Genomic DNA, 16117 nt, shown 5'->3' with positions numbered 1-16117 from the left:
ATGGCTAAAAAAACAGTCGCTATTGGCTTCTTGGGGACAACGCTTGACTCTGGCAAGGGGGATAAGCGATGGCATCGCTGGCGGCCCACTGTGGCTGCGTGCATGCATGAAGATTTGGTAATAGATCGTTATGAGCTATTATATGATCGACGTCACAAAGCACTGGCCCAGCGAATAGCACGCGATATGTGGCAAGTGTCGCCCGAAACAGAGGTCAACTGTGTTGAAATTATCATCGATGACCCCTGGGACTTCGAGGAAGTCTATGGGGTGCTTTTTGATTTTGCGCAGAATTATTCATTCATGCCTGAGCGAGAAGACTATCTGATTAACATTACAACGGGCACACATGTTGCACAGATTTGTATGTTTTTGATGTCAGAGAGCCATCATTTCCCGGCGAAATTGATGCAGGTGTCCCCTTCGCGCGGGCATCTAGGCCCAGGAACTTATCAAATTATTGATCTGGATCTGTCAAAATACGATTTGCTGGCAAGTCGGTTCGCGAGCGAAAAGAAGGAAGGTATTTCCTTCCTGAAGTCAGGGATTGAAACGCGTAATCAGGCCTTTAATGTGATGATCGATGAGATCGAGCAGGTCGCAATCAGGTCAACTCTGCCCGTTCTGTTGATGGGGCCGACGGGGGCTGGTAAATCACAGCTGGCTAGCCGGATTTATGATCTTAAGCAAAATCGTCATCAGGTGAAAGGACGCTTTGTTGAAGTGAACTGCGCAACACTTAGAGGGGATAGTGCTATGTCAGCACTGTTTGGTCATAAGCGCGGCGCGTTTACTGGTGCACAGTCTGACCGAGCTGGTTTGTTAAAGTCGGCTGATAAGGGTGTATTGTTTCTTGATGAAATTGGCGAGCTTGGCTTGGATGAGCAAGCCATGATGCTTCGCGCTATTGAGGATGGCAGGTTTATGCCTGTAGGGGCTGATCAGGAAACTGAAAGCAGATTTCAGCTGATTGCAGGAACAAATAAGGATTTAGGTGAAGCAGTTTTAAAAGGAGATTTTAGAGAAGATCTTTATGCTCGCCTTAATCTCTGGACATTTCATTTGCCGGGTCTGGCCGAACGGCGGGAGGATATTGAACCAAACCTGGATTATGAAATACATCGCTATGCTAGGCAAGGCGGTGACCGTGTGACGTTTAATAAGGAAGCTCGTGAGCGTTTTCTGAGGTTTGCATTATCAAGCGAAGCTCTGTGGTCAGCTAATTTCAGGGATTTGTCGGCGGCGGTGACCAGAATGGCAACGTTTGCACATGGAGGTAGGATTGGTGTTGAGCAGGTATCCAATGAAATCGAAAGACTAAAACGACAGTGGCAGTCGGCCCAGCCACAAGGTTATGAAGCGTTAGATAGTATATCAGGTTTACAAGCTGATAATATTGACTTGTTTGATCAAGCACAACTTGAAAAGGTCATTCATGTATGTCGAAACTCGAAGTCTATGTCTGAAGCTGGGCGTATATTATTTGCAGTTTCAAGGAAAAACAAGAAGCAACCGAATGATGCTGACAGGCTCCGAAAATACCTGAATAAGTTTGGTTTAACATGGCCCGAGCTATGCGATGATTGATTTTGGTTTATTCTCGTTAATTATGAAAATACGGACTTTCTTCTCGTTTTATGTGAAAATGAGTCTCGTTCATTGTGAAAATGGTTAGAAAAAGTCTAATAATTTCAATTGTTGGATTCTCGTGATTTATGAGAACGGACACCAGCTGTCCATTTTCATAATTAATGAGAATAACGGCCATGGTTGTACAAATTTATGCTATCGGCCATAAACTAGTCCAGTTGCAACATATAAGAAGGTGCAGAACGTTCAAATACACAGTAGTCGGATTTATCTGCCGCTAGAACACTCTCTGGTTCTTTTATGAAGTCGTTGGCGAGCGCCATTGCACATCCATCCCCGCCCCATTGTTGAGTGGTTGAATGGCCGCCCCCTCTAACCGTTACAACTAAGCTTTTGGATAAAGTGTTAGCTGCCAGCTCCCCCCATATTGGCGGTGTAAGCGGGTCAAAGTCACCGGCGAAAATAAGCGTGGGGACATCTGAAATGACGGGTTCCACAACACTTTGATCCAGCGATGGCACCCTCCACGCCTGGCATAATTCTGGGGTTATTGCTGCGCTTTCATATCCGCCTAACACTGGCCCTGGTTTTTCCATGCGGCTGCGCTTACTAAAAGGCAAGGCCTCGCTGCACCAGACGGAGAAACGCATCCCCCAAGCAAGATCAGATGCTTGTGCCGGGCTGTCGAGATAGCCTTGTATTACAGGGTCGAACCGCGCTAAATAGTCCATAAACAAAGGTGCACGACGAACATCATTGCCAGAGTTGAGCGGTACAAGTGATACGAGCTCTGGCGCCGTAACAGGCTGATTGAGGCCGTCAATCTCTAGTGGCGATTTCACTATAGCGTCAATAGTTTGAAAAAACCGCTGCTCCAGATTTGGGAAGGCATTATTGCAGGACGGTTGCGACGCACAATCCTTGGCGATATTTCTGAGTGTATTTTCCAGGTTTTTGGCGCTCTGATCATCATAAATAGCGTTAGGAGGAAGGGGCGAGTCTAGCACCATCGCATCGAGGCTACCTCCATGGTTCTTGGCATATATTAGACCGAGGCGAGTACCGTAAGAGACGCCGTACAGGTTCCATGTGTCTATCCCCAACACTGTACGCAGGTCCTCAAGGTCTGCGGCGCTCGTAAGGCTGTTATAATTCTTGAGGCCAATTCCATCCTGTGTGAGTCTGGCCTTGCAAGCCTTTACTGAGGCTACTAGATCAGTGCCTTTTTCCACAGCATTACGATATTCCGGGCACATAAGTGCAGGCTTTGCATAATGGGTTCCCCGCTGTCCGATGACGATGAAGTCCCGTTCTTTGAGCCATGGATAGGCCCCTGGAAATGCAGCTGTTCTCATCGCGGACGTACCTGGACCACCAGACAAATACACAACAGGACTTTTGGAAGTTTTGGCCGATGTATGAATAATGGCAACGGGTAATCGGATTTCGGGCGACTGTGCGTTATTGCGGTCTTCAGCGATAACTAACCAGCCAAGAGTTGCATCAAAGGCAGATGGTATCTTAACAGGAAAGTCTCCATCCTCTTTTACAGTCTCAAACCTTGGGACAACAGAATTCCTGCTTTCTAAAGGACTTTCTGGCTGACAAGCCGCGAGCAATCCAGCGACTACACATAGCAACAATACCCTAATCCACATTATCACTGCCTCCTTATATTGTTCATCAGTTTGAGTTGTTAACCCACAAATTGACCCACGGCTGGATAATACGACGATCCATATACTCCTCAGGTAGGTCATTTCTTGTATTTGGTTGCTTTGATATCGTTACAAAAAATTCAATCTTACAACACCGGAGAAGCAAGCTTTATTCGCAGAAATGAGACGTAATGAACCCTAGAATAAGTTTATAAGACGCTAAACGGATTTACAAAACAAATGTGAGCATTATTTTCTCCGATGCTTCGAGTGAATTCAAAACCCTATCTTATACAATTAAAAATTTTAGTTTCGTTGGTAGGTCTTGTTTTTGTAAGTCAGGGCCGGGGAACGGCGTCATTCATGTTGTTGTGCAGTAGTTGGCTAAATACTGAGTTTGAATGGGGTAGGGTATTATAAGAAGGAGTACGAAAGAAGCGCCAATTGCTCTTATGATTTGCAAAGATAGATACTCTATCGCCGTTTTAATAATTGTGAGGGGTATTCTTTTACTATGAGACTTGTTTTACTATTTAAGAGAATAATGTAGCAATATGTTCTGTGTAGTTACGAAAAAATTATTTCAGCAGGGAAATCAATGCCTCTTACATGTTATCAAAGTTTCGTTGATGGTCATAGTTTAGCCAATAAATCAGGTGAAACATTTACAGTTTTTAATCCAGCCACAGGTCAACCCATTTATTCTGTCGAAGTTGCCGATAATTATGTCATGGAAACGGCGATAAAAAGTGCTGAGGAAGGTTTTCAAGTCTGGTCTAAAATGCCAGCGGTTGAGCGAAGTCGTATTTTACTTCGTGCTGTCGCAATACTGCGTGAACGTAACGATGAACTTGCTGAAATAGAGGTGCTGGATACCGGTAAGCCAATACAAGAGGCATCAGTTGTTGATGTGGTAACAGGTGCGGATGCGATTGAATTTTTTGCAGGCATTGCGCAGTCAATTGAAGGAAATCAGCAAGATTTAGGGGGGGATTTTTATTATTCCCGCCGCGAACCGCTTGGTGTGTGTGCCGGCATTGGCGCATGGAATTATCCGTTACAGATCGCTTGCTGGAAATCAGCGCCAGCGCTTGCTTGCGGGAACGCGATGATTTTCAAGCCGTCAGAGGAAACCCCACTCGGCGCGATTAAACTTGCTGAAATATTCATAGAGGCGGGAGTTCCTGCCGGCGTATTCAATGTTGTGCAGGGCGCAGCATCAGTTGGCGAGAAACTGACGCACGATAACCGTATCGCCAAAGTATCTTTCACGGGTGAAGTCTCAACCGGCAAGAAGGTTATGGCAGCAGCGGCAAGTTCGCTCAAGGACGTGACTATGGAACTTGGCGGCAAGTCCCCCTTAATTATATTTGGTGATGCAGATTTGGAAGAGGCCGTTTCTGCGGCAATGGTTGCCAATTTTTATACGCAGGGTGAGGTTTGCACGCACGGAACCCGTGTGTTTGTAGAGCGCACGATCTATGACGCTTTTTTGGCGCGTGTGAAGGCACGTACCGAGAATAATGTGGTTATTGGTGACCCTATGAGCCCTGACACTAATCTGGGGGGGCTGATATCGGAAAAACACCGAGATCTTGTCCTGGGCTATATCGAGAAAGGTATTGCTAGCGGTGCACGATTAATAACTGGTGGCAAAGGGGTGTCGCCTAAAGGCTGTGAAGGTGGTTATTTTGTTGAACCGACCGTGTTTGCTGATTGCACAGATGACATGCAAATTTGTAAGGAAGAAATTTTTGGCCCGGTTATGTCTGTTCTCCCCTTTGATAGCGAAGAGGAAGTGATTGCCCGCGCTAACGCAACCAGCTACGGCCTTGCAGCAGGTGTATATACCAAGGATATTCGTCGCGCACATCGTGTTATCCACCAGATGCAGGCAGGGATATGCTGGATAAATGCTTATGGCGCGTCGCCCGCTGAAATGCCTGTTGGTGGGTACAAGCAGTCAGGTATTGGCCGCGAGAACGGCATTGAAACGATAAAACACTACACCCAAATAAAATCGATTTATGTTGGTATGCAGCCGATCGAGAGCCCATTTTAATATGCCGGATTATGATTATATCATTGTTGGGGCAGGTTCTGCTGGATGTGTGCTTGCCAACCGATTAACTGAGAATGGCAAACATTCGGTCCTTTTGATGGAAGCAGGTGGTTCTGATAAGAGTATCTTTATCCAGATGCCAACTGCGCTTTCCATTCCCATGAATACGGATAAATATGCTTGGCAATATCACACACAGCCAGAGCCCGGCCTTGGTGGCCGGCGAATGCATTGCCCGCGTGGGAAGGTGCTTGGTGGCTCCTCTTCTATCAATGGTATGGTTTATGTGCGCGGCCATGCCCGTGATTTTGATGAATGGGCGGAGGAGGGGGCATTAGACTGGGATTATGCTCATTGCTTGCCATATTTCAAAAAAGCTGAGAGCTGGATTATGGGCGGTGATAAGTATCGCGGCGACAGCGGTCCCCTTGCTGTAAATAACGGTAATGAAATGCAGAACCCGCTTTACCGGACCTTTGTTAAAGCGGGAGTTGAAGCGGGTTATCTGGAAACTCCTGACTATAATGGTTTCAATCAGGAAGGCTTTGGGGCGATGCATATGACCGTAAAAGACGGGGTACGTTGGTCAACCGCAAATGCCTACCTAAGACCCGCTATGAAGCGATCTAACTTAACCGTTATCACGAATGTAACGGTAGACAAGCTTATATTGGAAGGCAAATCAGTCACGGGTGTTTCATATATTGACGCAGGCCAAAACAAACAGGTGAAGGCAAAACGTGACGTTATTCTGTCGGCGGGACCGATTGGAACACCGCATATTTTGCAGTTATCTGGGATTGGAGCAGAAGATGACCTGAAGGACGCTGGTATAAACGTTCAACACGACCTTCCGGGTGTCGGTAAAAATCTGCAAGATCACTTGGAGTTTTATTTTCAGTATGAATGTAAGCAGCCGATCACATTAAATGGTCAACTCGATTGGTTTCATAAAGGTTTGATCGGGGCTAAGTGGTTATTGACTAAATCCGGGCTTGGAGCCACCAATCATTTTGAATCGTGCGGTTTCATAAGGTCTAAGGCAGGTACGTCGTGGCCGGATATCCAATATCACTTTCTTCCAGCCGCGATGCGATATGATGGCAAGTCAGCATTTGACGGCCATGGGTTCCAGGTCCATGTTGGTCATAATAAACCCAAAAGCCGTGGTCATGTAAAAACAGTCAGTAGCGTGCAGAGCGAACCACCAGAGATATTGTTTAATTACTTGCAACACAGTGATGATGTCGAGGGCTTTAGAGCGTGTGTTCGCTTAACACGCGATATTATCGAACAAGCAGCCTTTGATGACTATAGAGGGGACGAAATTCAGCCCGGTAAGGCAATTGCTACTGACGCTGAGATTGATGAATTTGTCAGAACATCAGTCGAAAGCGCCTATCATCCATCGTGTTCCTGTAAAATGGGAACCGATGACATGGCAGTTGTGGGCCCGGATACTAAAGTGCATGGTCTAAAAGGCCTTAGGATTGTTGATAGTTCGATTTTTCCAACCACTACAAATGGTAATCTGAACGCGCCCACCATTATGGTGGCCGAGCGTGCTGCCGATATAATTCTAGGAAACCCTTTATTATCTGCTGAGCATGTGCCAGTTTTCGAACACGAAAACTGGAGGGAAAAACAGCGATGATCAAAAACATGCACGTTGGAAACCAATGATATTATGACGATCTGGCTTAGCGCGGGGCTTATATTTACGTTTGCAGCCATTGCTTTCACACTTTTTCGCTATGGCAATATGCGATGTGAAGGGGTTAGCCCGGCGCATCCGCTTGTCTTTATCGCCATTTTATTTACGTCGGGTTTGGATGTGGGATTAATTATGTTCCCACTTACTGAATTTGGCACATATGCTGATATTGCAGCAAACCCAGAATATGGTTTTACGAACCCCCTAGCGATTGAATTTGGTTTTTGGGGCTTTTTAATCTGGGGTTTTTATTTCCTGACGTGTTTCTATTTTTGTGTGCTCGAGCCCAAGGTCCGCTTTTTCGAAATTGGCATTATCAAGTTTCTCAACAATCTTGTCATCATTGGTACGTGCGCTTTCACAGCTTATCTTTTGTTCAGTAACTTGCCTTGGTATCTCGCTGATGTCGCAGATAAAGAGAATGCTCAGTATATCTTCGGATCGCTGGTGCTAATGGTCATTGGTATAGCTGCCTTTTCCAGCACTGACATCAAATATGTAAAAATACTCAGTGTTGGTAGTTCGCTTTTGTTCTTAACGCTCGTACTCTTTTTATGGCTCGGATCGTTTCAGGAAAGTAACAGCCTCTTGAATTATCTGAACACACTTGGGTTTATCACTGGTTATTTTACCAACATTGAAAAATTTATGCTGCCTATCAATGATTATCATGAGTTTTACCTCTACTGGTGGTTTGCATGGAGCATCATGATTGGCCAGTTTACTGCTCGGTTTGTCGGGGGGATGAAAACCTATCAAGTAATGATTGCTATGATTGTAGTACCATCGATTCCGATAGCCTTGTGGTTTTCTATTCTCTATCAATATCATCAGAATGAATGGCCTATTACCAACATCATGAACTGGGCAATGGTTTTTGTTGGTATCACTTTTGTCATCAACTCGCTGGATTCATTAATACGTCTTTACACCGACAATCTAGGGTTCACGGTCGCGCGCCTTGGCAGGGCTAAATATTGGTTTGGAAATTTTGCTATTTTATCGCTGCTCACTATGGCGTTTCAAGGTGACTTTCTTGAAATTCAATGGATTGGTGCGCTTGTTATCCTGATCTATTTCTTGTGCTTCGGCTATATACTTTTGAGCCGAAACAAACTACGAAACTCCCTGTCAGGCTGATTGATTTAAGTGAGTGTTGTTAGGCTCTTCGTTCATATTTTTGAGTAAGATGGACGCTGTTAACCCGATCAACTCGAATATAGTCAAAACACCATAATGCTTCAGGTCATTATGGTGTTTTAGTAATTTGAGTTTAATAATATTTATCTACCTTGTGCTTGCCTGCGCGCTTTTTGCATAGCATAGAATTCGGCAAACGAGAGTGCATTGTCATTATCGCGGTCAACTTGTTTTAGTCGGCCACTATCCCAAGCTTGCGCAAGGTTTCCGCTTAATTCATCGCGCGATAACTTCCCATCCATATTCCTGTCGGCAAAACCAAAGAACTGCCGCAAATTGAATTGAAGGGGGTCATGGAGCGGGTTGGTTTTGCTTTCGTCAGTCCAGCGGAAGAAGAAGCTGCCGTATAGCATTTCCTCTGCGGACTGAAGACCCCAGCGTATATTGCTGTCAGGATCGGGATTGGCAAGATTACGCTTTGAATTGTCGTACCGCGTGCGGTGGATCAGGCGCGCACCCGCAGGAACATCCAAAGGTTTCTCAAGATTATAAGAATGCTGCCAGTTAAAATCATATTTGGGAACTGACAGGATAGTTTCCTCTTTGCCGTCAGGATATTGAACTGCAAATTCGCTTGATTTACCGCGATAATGGGCATGTGGGAACAGCATATAAAGCGTCGCATCATGATCAAACTCAAAATAGGCCTGTTCCTGATGGTTATCAGAATTTGCAGGTATGTTGATCCTGAAGTTGATCGCTACTTGCTGGCGTAAGCGATGCTCTGGTTCTTTGTCGTGGAAGTAGAGACCCAGTTTGGTTTTGTCAGTGGTCGCTTTGCCGCTTGTTGTATAGTGCATCTGGAAGCGGAATTCGCCACCTGCTTTCACTTCTACGCCTGTGTTTTCAGGATATACATAGCTTTCTGCACCAGGCACGAAACCAATTAGGTAGTTTTCAAAAACATCATCTCCGTCCCCTTGACCTGCTGGTGTTACGGTCTCAGAAGAGCCAACCAAAGCATGGTGGACAACGGTTTTATCACCGGGAACTACGGTGACAGCTTTTACCCAAACATCGCGGTCAAGCGGGTTCGGTGCCGTTGGGAATTGATAATCGATAATACCAGACGCAGGTACATCAAAGGCCGGTGCCTCAATAATAAGGTCAGGTTCACCAAGCGGCCATACGGTTGCATCGCTTACACGGTCAGCAAGTGGGTCGGGCCCATCGCCCCTCGGTGCACCGGCCTCGATCCAATGAACAAGGGTACGTTTTTCCTCAATACTAAGGCCGCGACCATTGTTAAACTTTCCAACATGGGGGTCCGCTGACCAAGGCGGCATCCGCTGAGTGCGCACAACCTCGCGGATCATCGGAGCAAATCCTTCAACCATGTCATATCCTGTCATAGCCCAAGGGCCAATGCCGCCGTCCTGATGACATTCTGCGCAATTTTTCTCGAGCATCGGTGCAATTGTTTCACTATAGCTGATTTTTGCGTGCTCAGGACGTTTCTTGGTTTCAGGTAGATTGACAATACAGCCTTTAGATTTACGAACAGGAACTTCAACAGCTTCACCAGCAATGGCCGCGTCAATCGCCTCTTTCAAGTAATGGTTTTTAGCCTCTTTACGCTGCTGTCCATAGCTTAGGCGATCGTTTACAGGACCTCTGTATAAAATGCTCCAATCACTGGGGGAGATAACAAGGACTTCAGCGGTTCGCGTTACATTTAGCGATTCAGCAATTAACTGCGTATCATCTTTGAGAATAGGGATGTCATAGGAATAGTTCGCTGCTTCCAGGCCGATGCGCTCACGGTTATCCTGTTTGTTTGCATTAAGCATGTAAAATTGGATGCCTTGGTCCTGATATTCATCGCGAATGTCGCGGTAATCCGACCATGCGTTGCGAACGATTGGGCAACCATTTCCTTGTATCATTATGACAATGGCGGGAGCGTCGTCATAATAGTAAAGCTCGTGCGCGCGCCCTTCGTGATCCAAAAGTTGAAAATTATCAACATACAGATCTTCGGATGTTACCTCTGACGCTGCAGTATGAAGTGAAATCTTGGCTTCTGATTCAGTGGATTGGTTTGTGTCTACCTCTGTTCCACAGGCGGTAAGGCATAATGCCACTAATAGTGACGATAAATGTTTCATTTGACTTCCCTCTTCGTGACCCTCGAACTGAAATATCACTCCCCTGATACTCAGTTATAATGGAATCCATTATGGTGTAATTTTCTATACCATAAATCGTTTAGAACCGAAAGATTATCTATAGACATTATTGTGCATAATTATGGGTATCTGAAGAGCTAACCCTAGAATATTATGATTTTAACCCTTTGAGGAAAGTTTCGATCAGGTAAAGCGCCATTTCCTCGGCGGTTGTTTGCCCGATGAAGTCTGCAGGGTTATCAAGCTCGAGGGTTGCAATGCCGTGAACACCACACCAAAGCGTTCGCGCAGCATATTCTAACTTTTCACGATCTTTGCTGTGGAATAAGGGGGCTAGGGCATTTTCGACTACAGAGAATGGTTTTGCAACCTTTTCTAGGTACCAATCAGGTAATGGTTTTCCGTTTGAGTCCAAGCGGTCAAGAATAGTGCCTAGAGTTTTTGGATTTTGGCGCAAGAATTCGAAATACGCTTTGTTAAGTGCCTGAAAGTCTGATTCTACATGGTTACCTAGAGGGACATCCTTCACAAATTCATACATTGCATCCAGCGTTCTTGCTTTAATATGAAGATTAAGGTCATCCAAATTGTCAAAAAGATTATAAATCGTACCAACTGAATATCCAATTTCACTTGCTACCTTTCGGGCTGTTAGGCCCTTAGTTCCTTGTTTTTCTACAATTTTTTCCGCGGCATTCAATGCAAGATTTAATAAATCTTTTCGACTGTGATCTGAACGACGTCCCAATTTTACTCTCCATAAACTAAACAATGTTCATTTTTATATTGAACATCGTTCAAAATGACAATATAGAATAATTGAACATTGTTCAATTAATAATGTTTGTCACTTAATCACATAGGAGGAAGCTGTGACACATAATGCTAAACCTGCATCTGGGGAGCAGGTGGAAAACAAGTTGAATGAAAACAGTTCTCGTAAAACAAACAGTCTTGAGGGCGATATGTCCTCCAAATGGATGATTTGGATTGGCGGAGTGGTTCTGGCGCTGGGAGGAGTATTTTTAGTTAAGTACTCGATTGACGAAGGTTTGCTCCATCCAGCAATTAGAGTCGCACTTGGAGCAATACTAGGTATTTTTCTTGTTGGTTCAGGGGAATGGGTGCGTCGCAAACAATCTTCTGTAAGTTGGTTAAAAGACAGGCCTTCATACGTACCGGGCGCTGTGGCCGCTGCGGGGTTATTGATTATATTCGCTGCAGTCTATAGCGCATATTCGCTTTACGAACTAATTCCGTTCTGGCTAACATTTATAAGTTTGGCATGTGTATCTTTAATGTCGTCTTGGCTAGCTCGAGTGCACGGAAAATATTTTGCTTATCTTGGCTTGATTGCCGGGATGGCGGTCCCGGCACTCGTTTCCTCGAATGTGCCAAGTGCTTGGGGGTTGTTTCCTTATTTGATAGCTATTATTAGCGCAAGCTTATGGGGGGCTCGGCATAATCGCTGGACAGATATAACAGTCACTTCCTTGTTAATGGCTAGTCTTTGGGTAGTTGGTTGGATTATGACCAACTGGCATACAGGTGATATGCTTCCCGTTGGGTTATTTGTCTTGTCTTTGGCCAGTGTTAATCAATGGATGCTCCGTGGTGCCAGCGACCAACGGGTGTTGGATGAAACAATTATCGGTCTTAGGGCTGGTAGTGTGATTACGATAATTTCAGATGCGATGATGGTTTTTTGTACAATTTTGATTATCGCAATGGTTCGTCTCGAGCACTATAGCCTATTAAGCTTGATAATTGCAGGTATTGGATTTGTCGGAATGTTCGCCGCAGCATCACCGATCTTCAAAAAAGACCATGGTGGGGCGGAATATGATGCTGGTTTAATCGTTGCATTGATAGGTAGCTTGTTTTTGCTAGCGACTTGGCATACCCCGGGAATTACAGATTTAGCCAGCTATATTGGCGAAACACCTGTGAACGCATTTGCGCGTTTGCCAGTTCAAGCTCCGGGCTTTGAAATATTTTTGAGTGTATCCATCTTTGTGGCAGCATTTGTTGGTGGCTCTACATATGTTTGCCTGAAGCGCGTGCTTCGCAAGAGCATGTGGTCTATTATTGGTACAGCCTATCCAATACTGGTTCTGGCGATCGATTTCTGGCGCCTCGACGGATATGCAAACAATATTCCTTTTGTATCCGTAACTTTCACGCTTGCAGGGTTTTTTGCATTCTGTGCTTATCAGCTTTACCGAAGACAGAATGGTGATTGGGCTTTACCGTTATCTGCATATTTGGCAGGTGCTACAACTGCAATCTCATTAGCCTTGGCAATGGTTCTAAAGGATGCATGGTTAAGCTTTGCGTTAGCCTTAGAAGTTTTCGCGCTTGCTTATATCTGGCAAAAAACTTCTGTTGAAGGGCTTCGTAAACTCGCCGTTATTTTGGCTTTGGTTGTTTTGGTAAGGCTGTTTTTGAACGTTGCGATTTTCGATTACGGAGGCGGCGTTGCTTTGCCGATTATTAACTGGATTTGGTACAGTTATGGGCTGGGTTCTGTTCTTTTCTTAATTTCGGCGAAACTATTTGATCGCGGCGATAATAGTGAGACACTTATTTCAGTCTTAAAGGCTGGGTCTGCGCTTCTGGCATGCGGTTTTGTAACCTTTGAACTTCGTATTTTGCTCAGTAGCGATAATACGTTGCTTGGCTCTATGACAGCATTTGAAACGGCGCTGCAAACGATAAACTGGACTATTCTTGGTCTGATTATCTATTGGCGAGCTAAAAGAGATTATAATGACCTTTTGATGTCATTAAGCCATGTAATTTCTTTTGCAGGGGTTGTTGCTCTCGTTTTTGGAGGAGGTGTGTTCAATAATATTCTGTTCAAGGAAATTAATGTTGGATCTTTACCTGTTTTCAACTTGCAATTCATACAGTTTTTGATCCCGGGTTTGCTTTATGGATTTAAGGCGCTACTGGCAAAGGAACCTTATGAAAAATGGATTCGACTTAGCTCTGGTATAGTGTCGCTCGGCGCTGTGTTCCTGTGGCTAACCCTGGAAATCAGACACATCTTTTATCCTATGGGTGGATCAGGTGCCGTTAGCGAATGGGAATGGTATGGATATTCTGCAGTCTGGCTCGCATATGCATTTTTCCTTCTTTTGGTTGGGGTGAAGATTAATATTCAGGGGATCAGAAAAGCTGGTATGGCTATGCTGGCACTGGTTGTTCTAAAAGTTTTCTTGCTAGACCTTAATCATCTTGAAGGTATTGCACGCGCTTTATCTTTCATTGGGCTTGGCATAACATTAATCGCGATGGGTTATCTTTATCAATATTTTAGGCATCAGCAGAAACAAAGGATCGAACATACCCGTGAAGGTGATGATTTAAATCTCTACAGTATGGACTAGTATTCATAATGTATAAAAATATGATGCCTGCTGCCGGATGGTAGCGGGCATTTTTATAGTTTTTGATAATGCATAGTGGAATGCGTTGTAAATTTTACACGCGGTAACTTTCACAGGATTGTTTATGCCGAGGTTTCAAATGCTGTGATAAAAATCAATATTCTTGTGGCTTTATATGGAGTTTATTATGAAAATTAATGCTGACTTTGACCAAAGAGTTGTCGTTCATAGTGAACAAGAAGAATGGATCAAATCACCAATGCCGGGTGTTTACAGAAGGCCGCTTGACCGTGTCGGCGATGAGGTTGCTCGGGCTACGTCAATTGTAAAGTATGCGCCGGGAAGCAAATTTTCCCCGCATGTTCATACTGGCGGTGAAGAGTTTATAGTTCTTGATGGGGTCTTTCAGGATGAACATGGCGATTTTCCCGTTGGATCCTATATCCGTAACCCTCCACAATCCAAGCATACTCCAGGGGCAGAAGAGGGGTGTGTAATTTTTGTGAAATTATGGCAATTTGATCCAATAGACCGAACGCATGTTCGGTTGAATGTCAATTATATGGAGCCGGTACCACATCGTGATCATGAAGGAGTTTCAATAACTCTCCTATATATAGATGATCATGAACGCGTTGAATTACAAATATGGGAACCGAATACGATTGTTGAGTTTGATGCGCCCCGTGGTGCTGAATTCCTAGTGTTGGATGGTAATTTTTCTGAAGGTGATGATAAACTTGTTAAGCATAGTTGGATGCGAGTGCCAGAAGGAGCGCGAGTAAAGGCCTACACAGACTTTGAGGGTGCAAAAGTCTGGATCAAACACGGTAATTTGCAAAATATAGTGGATCAGATCGACCGAGTTCAGAAAAGTTAGTCGAAATAGCACCGGAAGGGTTTATCGAGGTCCGCTTTATTCATATGCTTTGTGTTGCTTGAAGATTAGCTCTGCCCGTTTCCCGAAAACCAATGAATTGATAACGAGAGCGAATAATACGCAGAATATCAATGTAACAAACATTAGATGGATATAGTGCGTGGGCGACCACTCAAAGGTAAAGAAGGCGTATAATCCGGTACCAGATACGACAGCACTGATCATTGCCCTGGGGTCAACGTTTTTGAATATTAAACCTACTAAAAAGGTAGACAGGATTGGCATGCTCAAGAGGCCATACAGTTCCTGAACAGTGTTGATAATACTGTCACTTGTCGCGTACACAGGTACCAAAAATAGGGCAATGATAACAAAGACGGCGGTTACAATTGCGCTCAGTTTTTTAACATTCGGGTCTTCAGAAATATATTTCTCATGGATGTCGCAGACATAAAGAGCGGTAGACGAATTCAGAATGCTATTGAAGCTGGTTAAAACGGCGGCTGCGATCGCAGCGGCAAACATACCAGATAACCAAACGGGCAATATGTCGCCCACAATGCGCCCATAGGCGGCGTCACCTATATCGCCGTATAGTTTATAGGATACGATACCGGGCAGTACGATCATGGGAGGGATGATCAATAGCCGGATCGCGCCCGCCGCCAAGACACCCTTTTGCGCTTCCTTGAGTGTTGGGGATGCCATCGCCCGTTGGGTTATGGTTTGGTTGGTGCTCCAGTAAAAAATCTGAATGAAAATCATTCCTGTTAAAAGTGTGTGCCAGGGAATGGGGCTATCATTCGCACCTATCAGTGTCAGGCGTTCACTCGGTATACCTGAAAAATCAAAATCAATCGCAATTAAGGCAAGAACAACAACAAGCATGCCCATACCAAGGAGCATGATCCCACTGTAGGTATCAGAGACGGCAACTGCCCTCAGGCCGCCAAAAACAGCGTAACATGCGCCGATAATACCAAACAGGGTGGCCAGTATCATGATGTCCGTATCGATATTGAACATGGATTGCATGAAAAGCGACCCGCCATAAAGCATTGATGGCAAGAAAATGAAGACATTGCCGAGGAGAAACATGACAGAGATTGTCGCTCTGATATGCTTGTCATTATAACGTTTTTCCAACAGTTCTGTCGTCGTTGTGCAATCATTCTTATAATAAACTGGTAGAAAAACTTTGGCGAGGATCACGAGGCCTAGAACTGCTGCAAATTCCCACCATGCGAGCAGGGCCATTTGATTGCCGTTCATACCCACCAGTTGATCAGTGCTGAGGTTGGTCAGTGTTATTGACCCGGCGACAAACACCCAGGATAAACCGCCACCCGCCAAAAAATATTCTTTGTTGGAGTTCGCGTTTACACGTGTGCCGCGGCATTTCAAGTAGGTCGCAAAAGCAATCAGTGCAGTTACAAATAGAAAGACTGCGATTTGAATTGTCTGAAGCGACATGTGTTCTCTCCGTTACTTG

Annotated in this window: 10 protein-coding genes; 6 read left to right on the top strand and 4 right to left on the bottom strand. The window is 44.8% G+C overall.

The window, feature by feature from the left end; translation table 11 throughout:
• The gene (gene rtcR / locus KFF44_RS13535) at window positions 1-1587 is read left to right on the top strand and encodes an RNA repair transcriptional activator RtcR (protein WP_255935068.1); all 1587 of its coding nucleotides are present in this window, start codon (window positions 1-3) and stop codon (window positions 1585-1587) included.
• Between the two features lie 212 nt (window positions 1588-1799).
• Here the strand turns inward: rtcR and KFF44_RS13530 are convergent, their stop codons facing one another.
• Window positions 1800-3248, bottom strand: a complete 1449-nt coding sequence (locus KFF44_RS13530; RefSeq protein WP_255935067.1) for an alpha/beta fold hydrolase — start codon at window positions 3246-3248, stop codon at window positions 1800-1802.
• Window positions 3249-3846: 598 nt separating this feature from the next.
• Here KFF44_RS13530 and betB point away from each other — a divergent pair.
• From betB to KFF44_RS13515, 3 genes are read left to right on the top strand one after another with little or no spacing between them, the layout of a single operon-like run.
• Entirely contained in the window at window positions 3847-5310 is a 1464-nt protein-coding gene (gene betB, locus KFF44_RS13525; protein WP_255935065.1) for a betaine-aldehyde dehydrogenase, read from the top strand.
• A 1-nt stretch (window position 5311) separates the two neighbouring features.
• A complete protein-coding gene (betA, locus tag KFF44_RS13520) occupies window positions 5312-6964 on the top strand; it encodes a choline dehydrogenase (protein WP_255935063.1) in 1653 nt (550 codons plus the stop codon).
• Between the two features lie 33 nt (window positions 6965-6997).
• Window positions 6998-8164, top strand: coding sequence for a BCCT family transporter (locus KFF44_RS13515; protein ID WP_255935050.1), 1167 nt, complete (start codon window positions 6998-7000; stop codon window positions 8162-8164).
• A 143-nt stretch (window positions 8165-8307) separates the two neighbouring features.
• Here KFF44_RS13515 and KFF44_RS13510 read toward each other — a convergent pair whose 3' ends face one another.
• The gene (locus tag KFF44_RS13510; protein ID WP_255935048.1) at window positions 8308-10332 is read right to left on the bottom strand and encodes a redoxin domain-containing protein; all 2025 of its coding nucleotides are present in this window, start codon (window positions 10330-10332) and stop codon (window positions 8308-8310) included.
• Between the two features lie 172 nt (window positions 10333-10504).
• A complete protein-coding gene (locus tag KFF44_RS13505; protein ID WP_255935046.1) occupies window positions 10505-11101 on the bottom strand; it encodes a TetR/AcrR family transcriptional regulator in 597 nt (198 codons plus the stop codon).
• Window positions 11102-11225: 124 nt separating this feature from the next.
• Here KFF44_RS13505 and KFF44_RS13500 point away from each other — a divergent pair, with 124 nt between their 5' ends.
• Together KFF44_RS13500 and KFF44_RS13495 are read left to right on the top strand one after the other, a co-directional pair.
• The gene (locus KFF44_RS13500; protein ID WP_255935044.1) at window positions 11226-13745 is read left to right on the top strand and encodes a DUF2339 domain-containing protein; all 2520 of its coding nucleotides are present in this window, start codon (window positions 11226-11228) and stop codon (window positions 13743-13745) included.
• 187 nt (window positions 13746-13932) lie between these two features.
• Entirely contained in the window at window positions 13933-14625 is a 693-nt protein-coding gene (locus KFF44_RS13495; protein ID WP_255935041.1) for a cupin domain-containing protein, read from the top strand.
• A 36-nt stretch (window positions 14626-14661) separates the two neighbouring features.
• On the opposite strand, the gene KFF44_RS13490 is transcribed toward KFF44_RS13495, so the two are convergent.
• Window positions 14662-16098: an SLC5 family protein gene (locus KFF44_RS13490; protein WP_255935038.1), complete on the bottom strand. Its 1437-nt coding sequence runs from the start codon at window positions 16096-16098 to the stop codon at window positions 14662-14664.
• Window positions 16099-16117: the final 19 nt, after the last annotated feature.

Source organism: Kordiimonas sp. SCSIO 12610, assembly GCF_024398015.1.
Classification (GTDB): domain Bacteria; phylum Pseudomonadota; class Alphaproteobacteria; order Sphingomonadales; family Kordiimonadaceae; genus CANLMI01.
Note: the sequence above shows the minus strand (reverse complement) of the source record. Positions and strands in the feature narration are given on the sequence as shown.

Coding starts and splice junctions, on each gene's coding strand:
- rtcR (WP_255935068.1), top strand. CDS start 1: ATGGCTAAAAAAACAGTCGCTATTGGCTTCTTGGGGACAACGCTTGAC.
- KFF44_RS13530 (WP_255935067.1), bottom strand. CDS start 3,248: ATGTGGATTAGGGTATTGTTGCTATGTGTAGTCGCTGGATTGCTCGCG.
- betB (WP_255935065.1), top strand. CDS start 3,847: ATGCCTCTTACATGTTATCAAAGTTTCGTTGATGGTCATAGTTTAGCC.
- betA (WP_255935063.1), top strand. CDS start 5,312: ATGCCGGATTATGATTATATCATTGTTGGGGCAGGTTCTGCTGGATGT.
- KFF44_RS13515 (WP_255935050.1), top strand. CDS start 6,998: ATGACGATCTGGCTTAGCGCGGGGCTTATATTTACGTTTGCAGCCATT.
- KFF44_RS13510 (WP_255935048.1), bottom strand. CDS start 10,332: ATGAAACATTTATCGTCACTATTAGTGGCATTATGCCTTACCGCCTGT.
- KFF44_RS13495 (WP_255935041.1), top strand. CDS start 13,933: ATGAAAATTAATGCTGACTTTGACCAAAGAGTTGTCGTTCATAGTGAA.
- KFF44_RS13490 (WP_255935038.1), bottom strand. CDS start 16,098: ATGTCGCTTCAGACAATTCAAATCGCAGTCTTTCTATTTGTAACTGCA.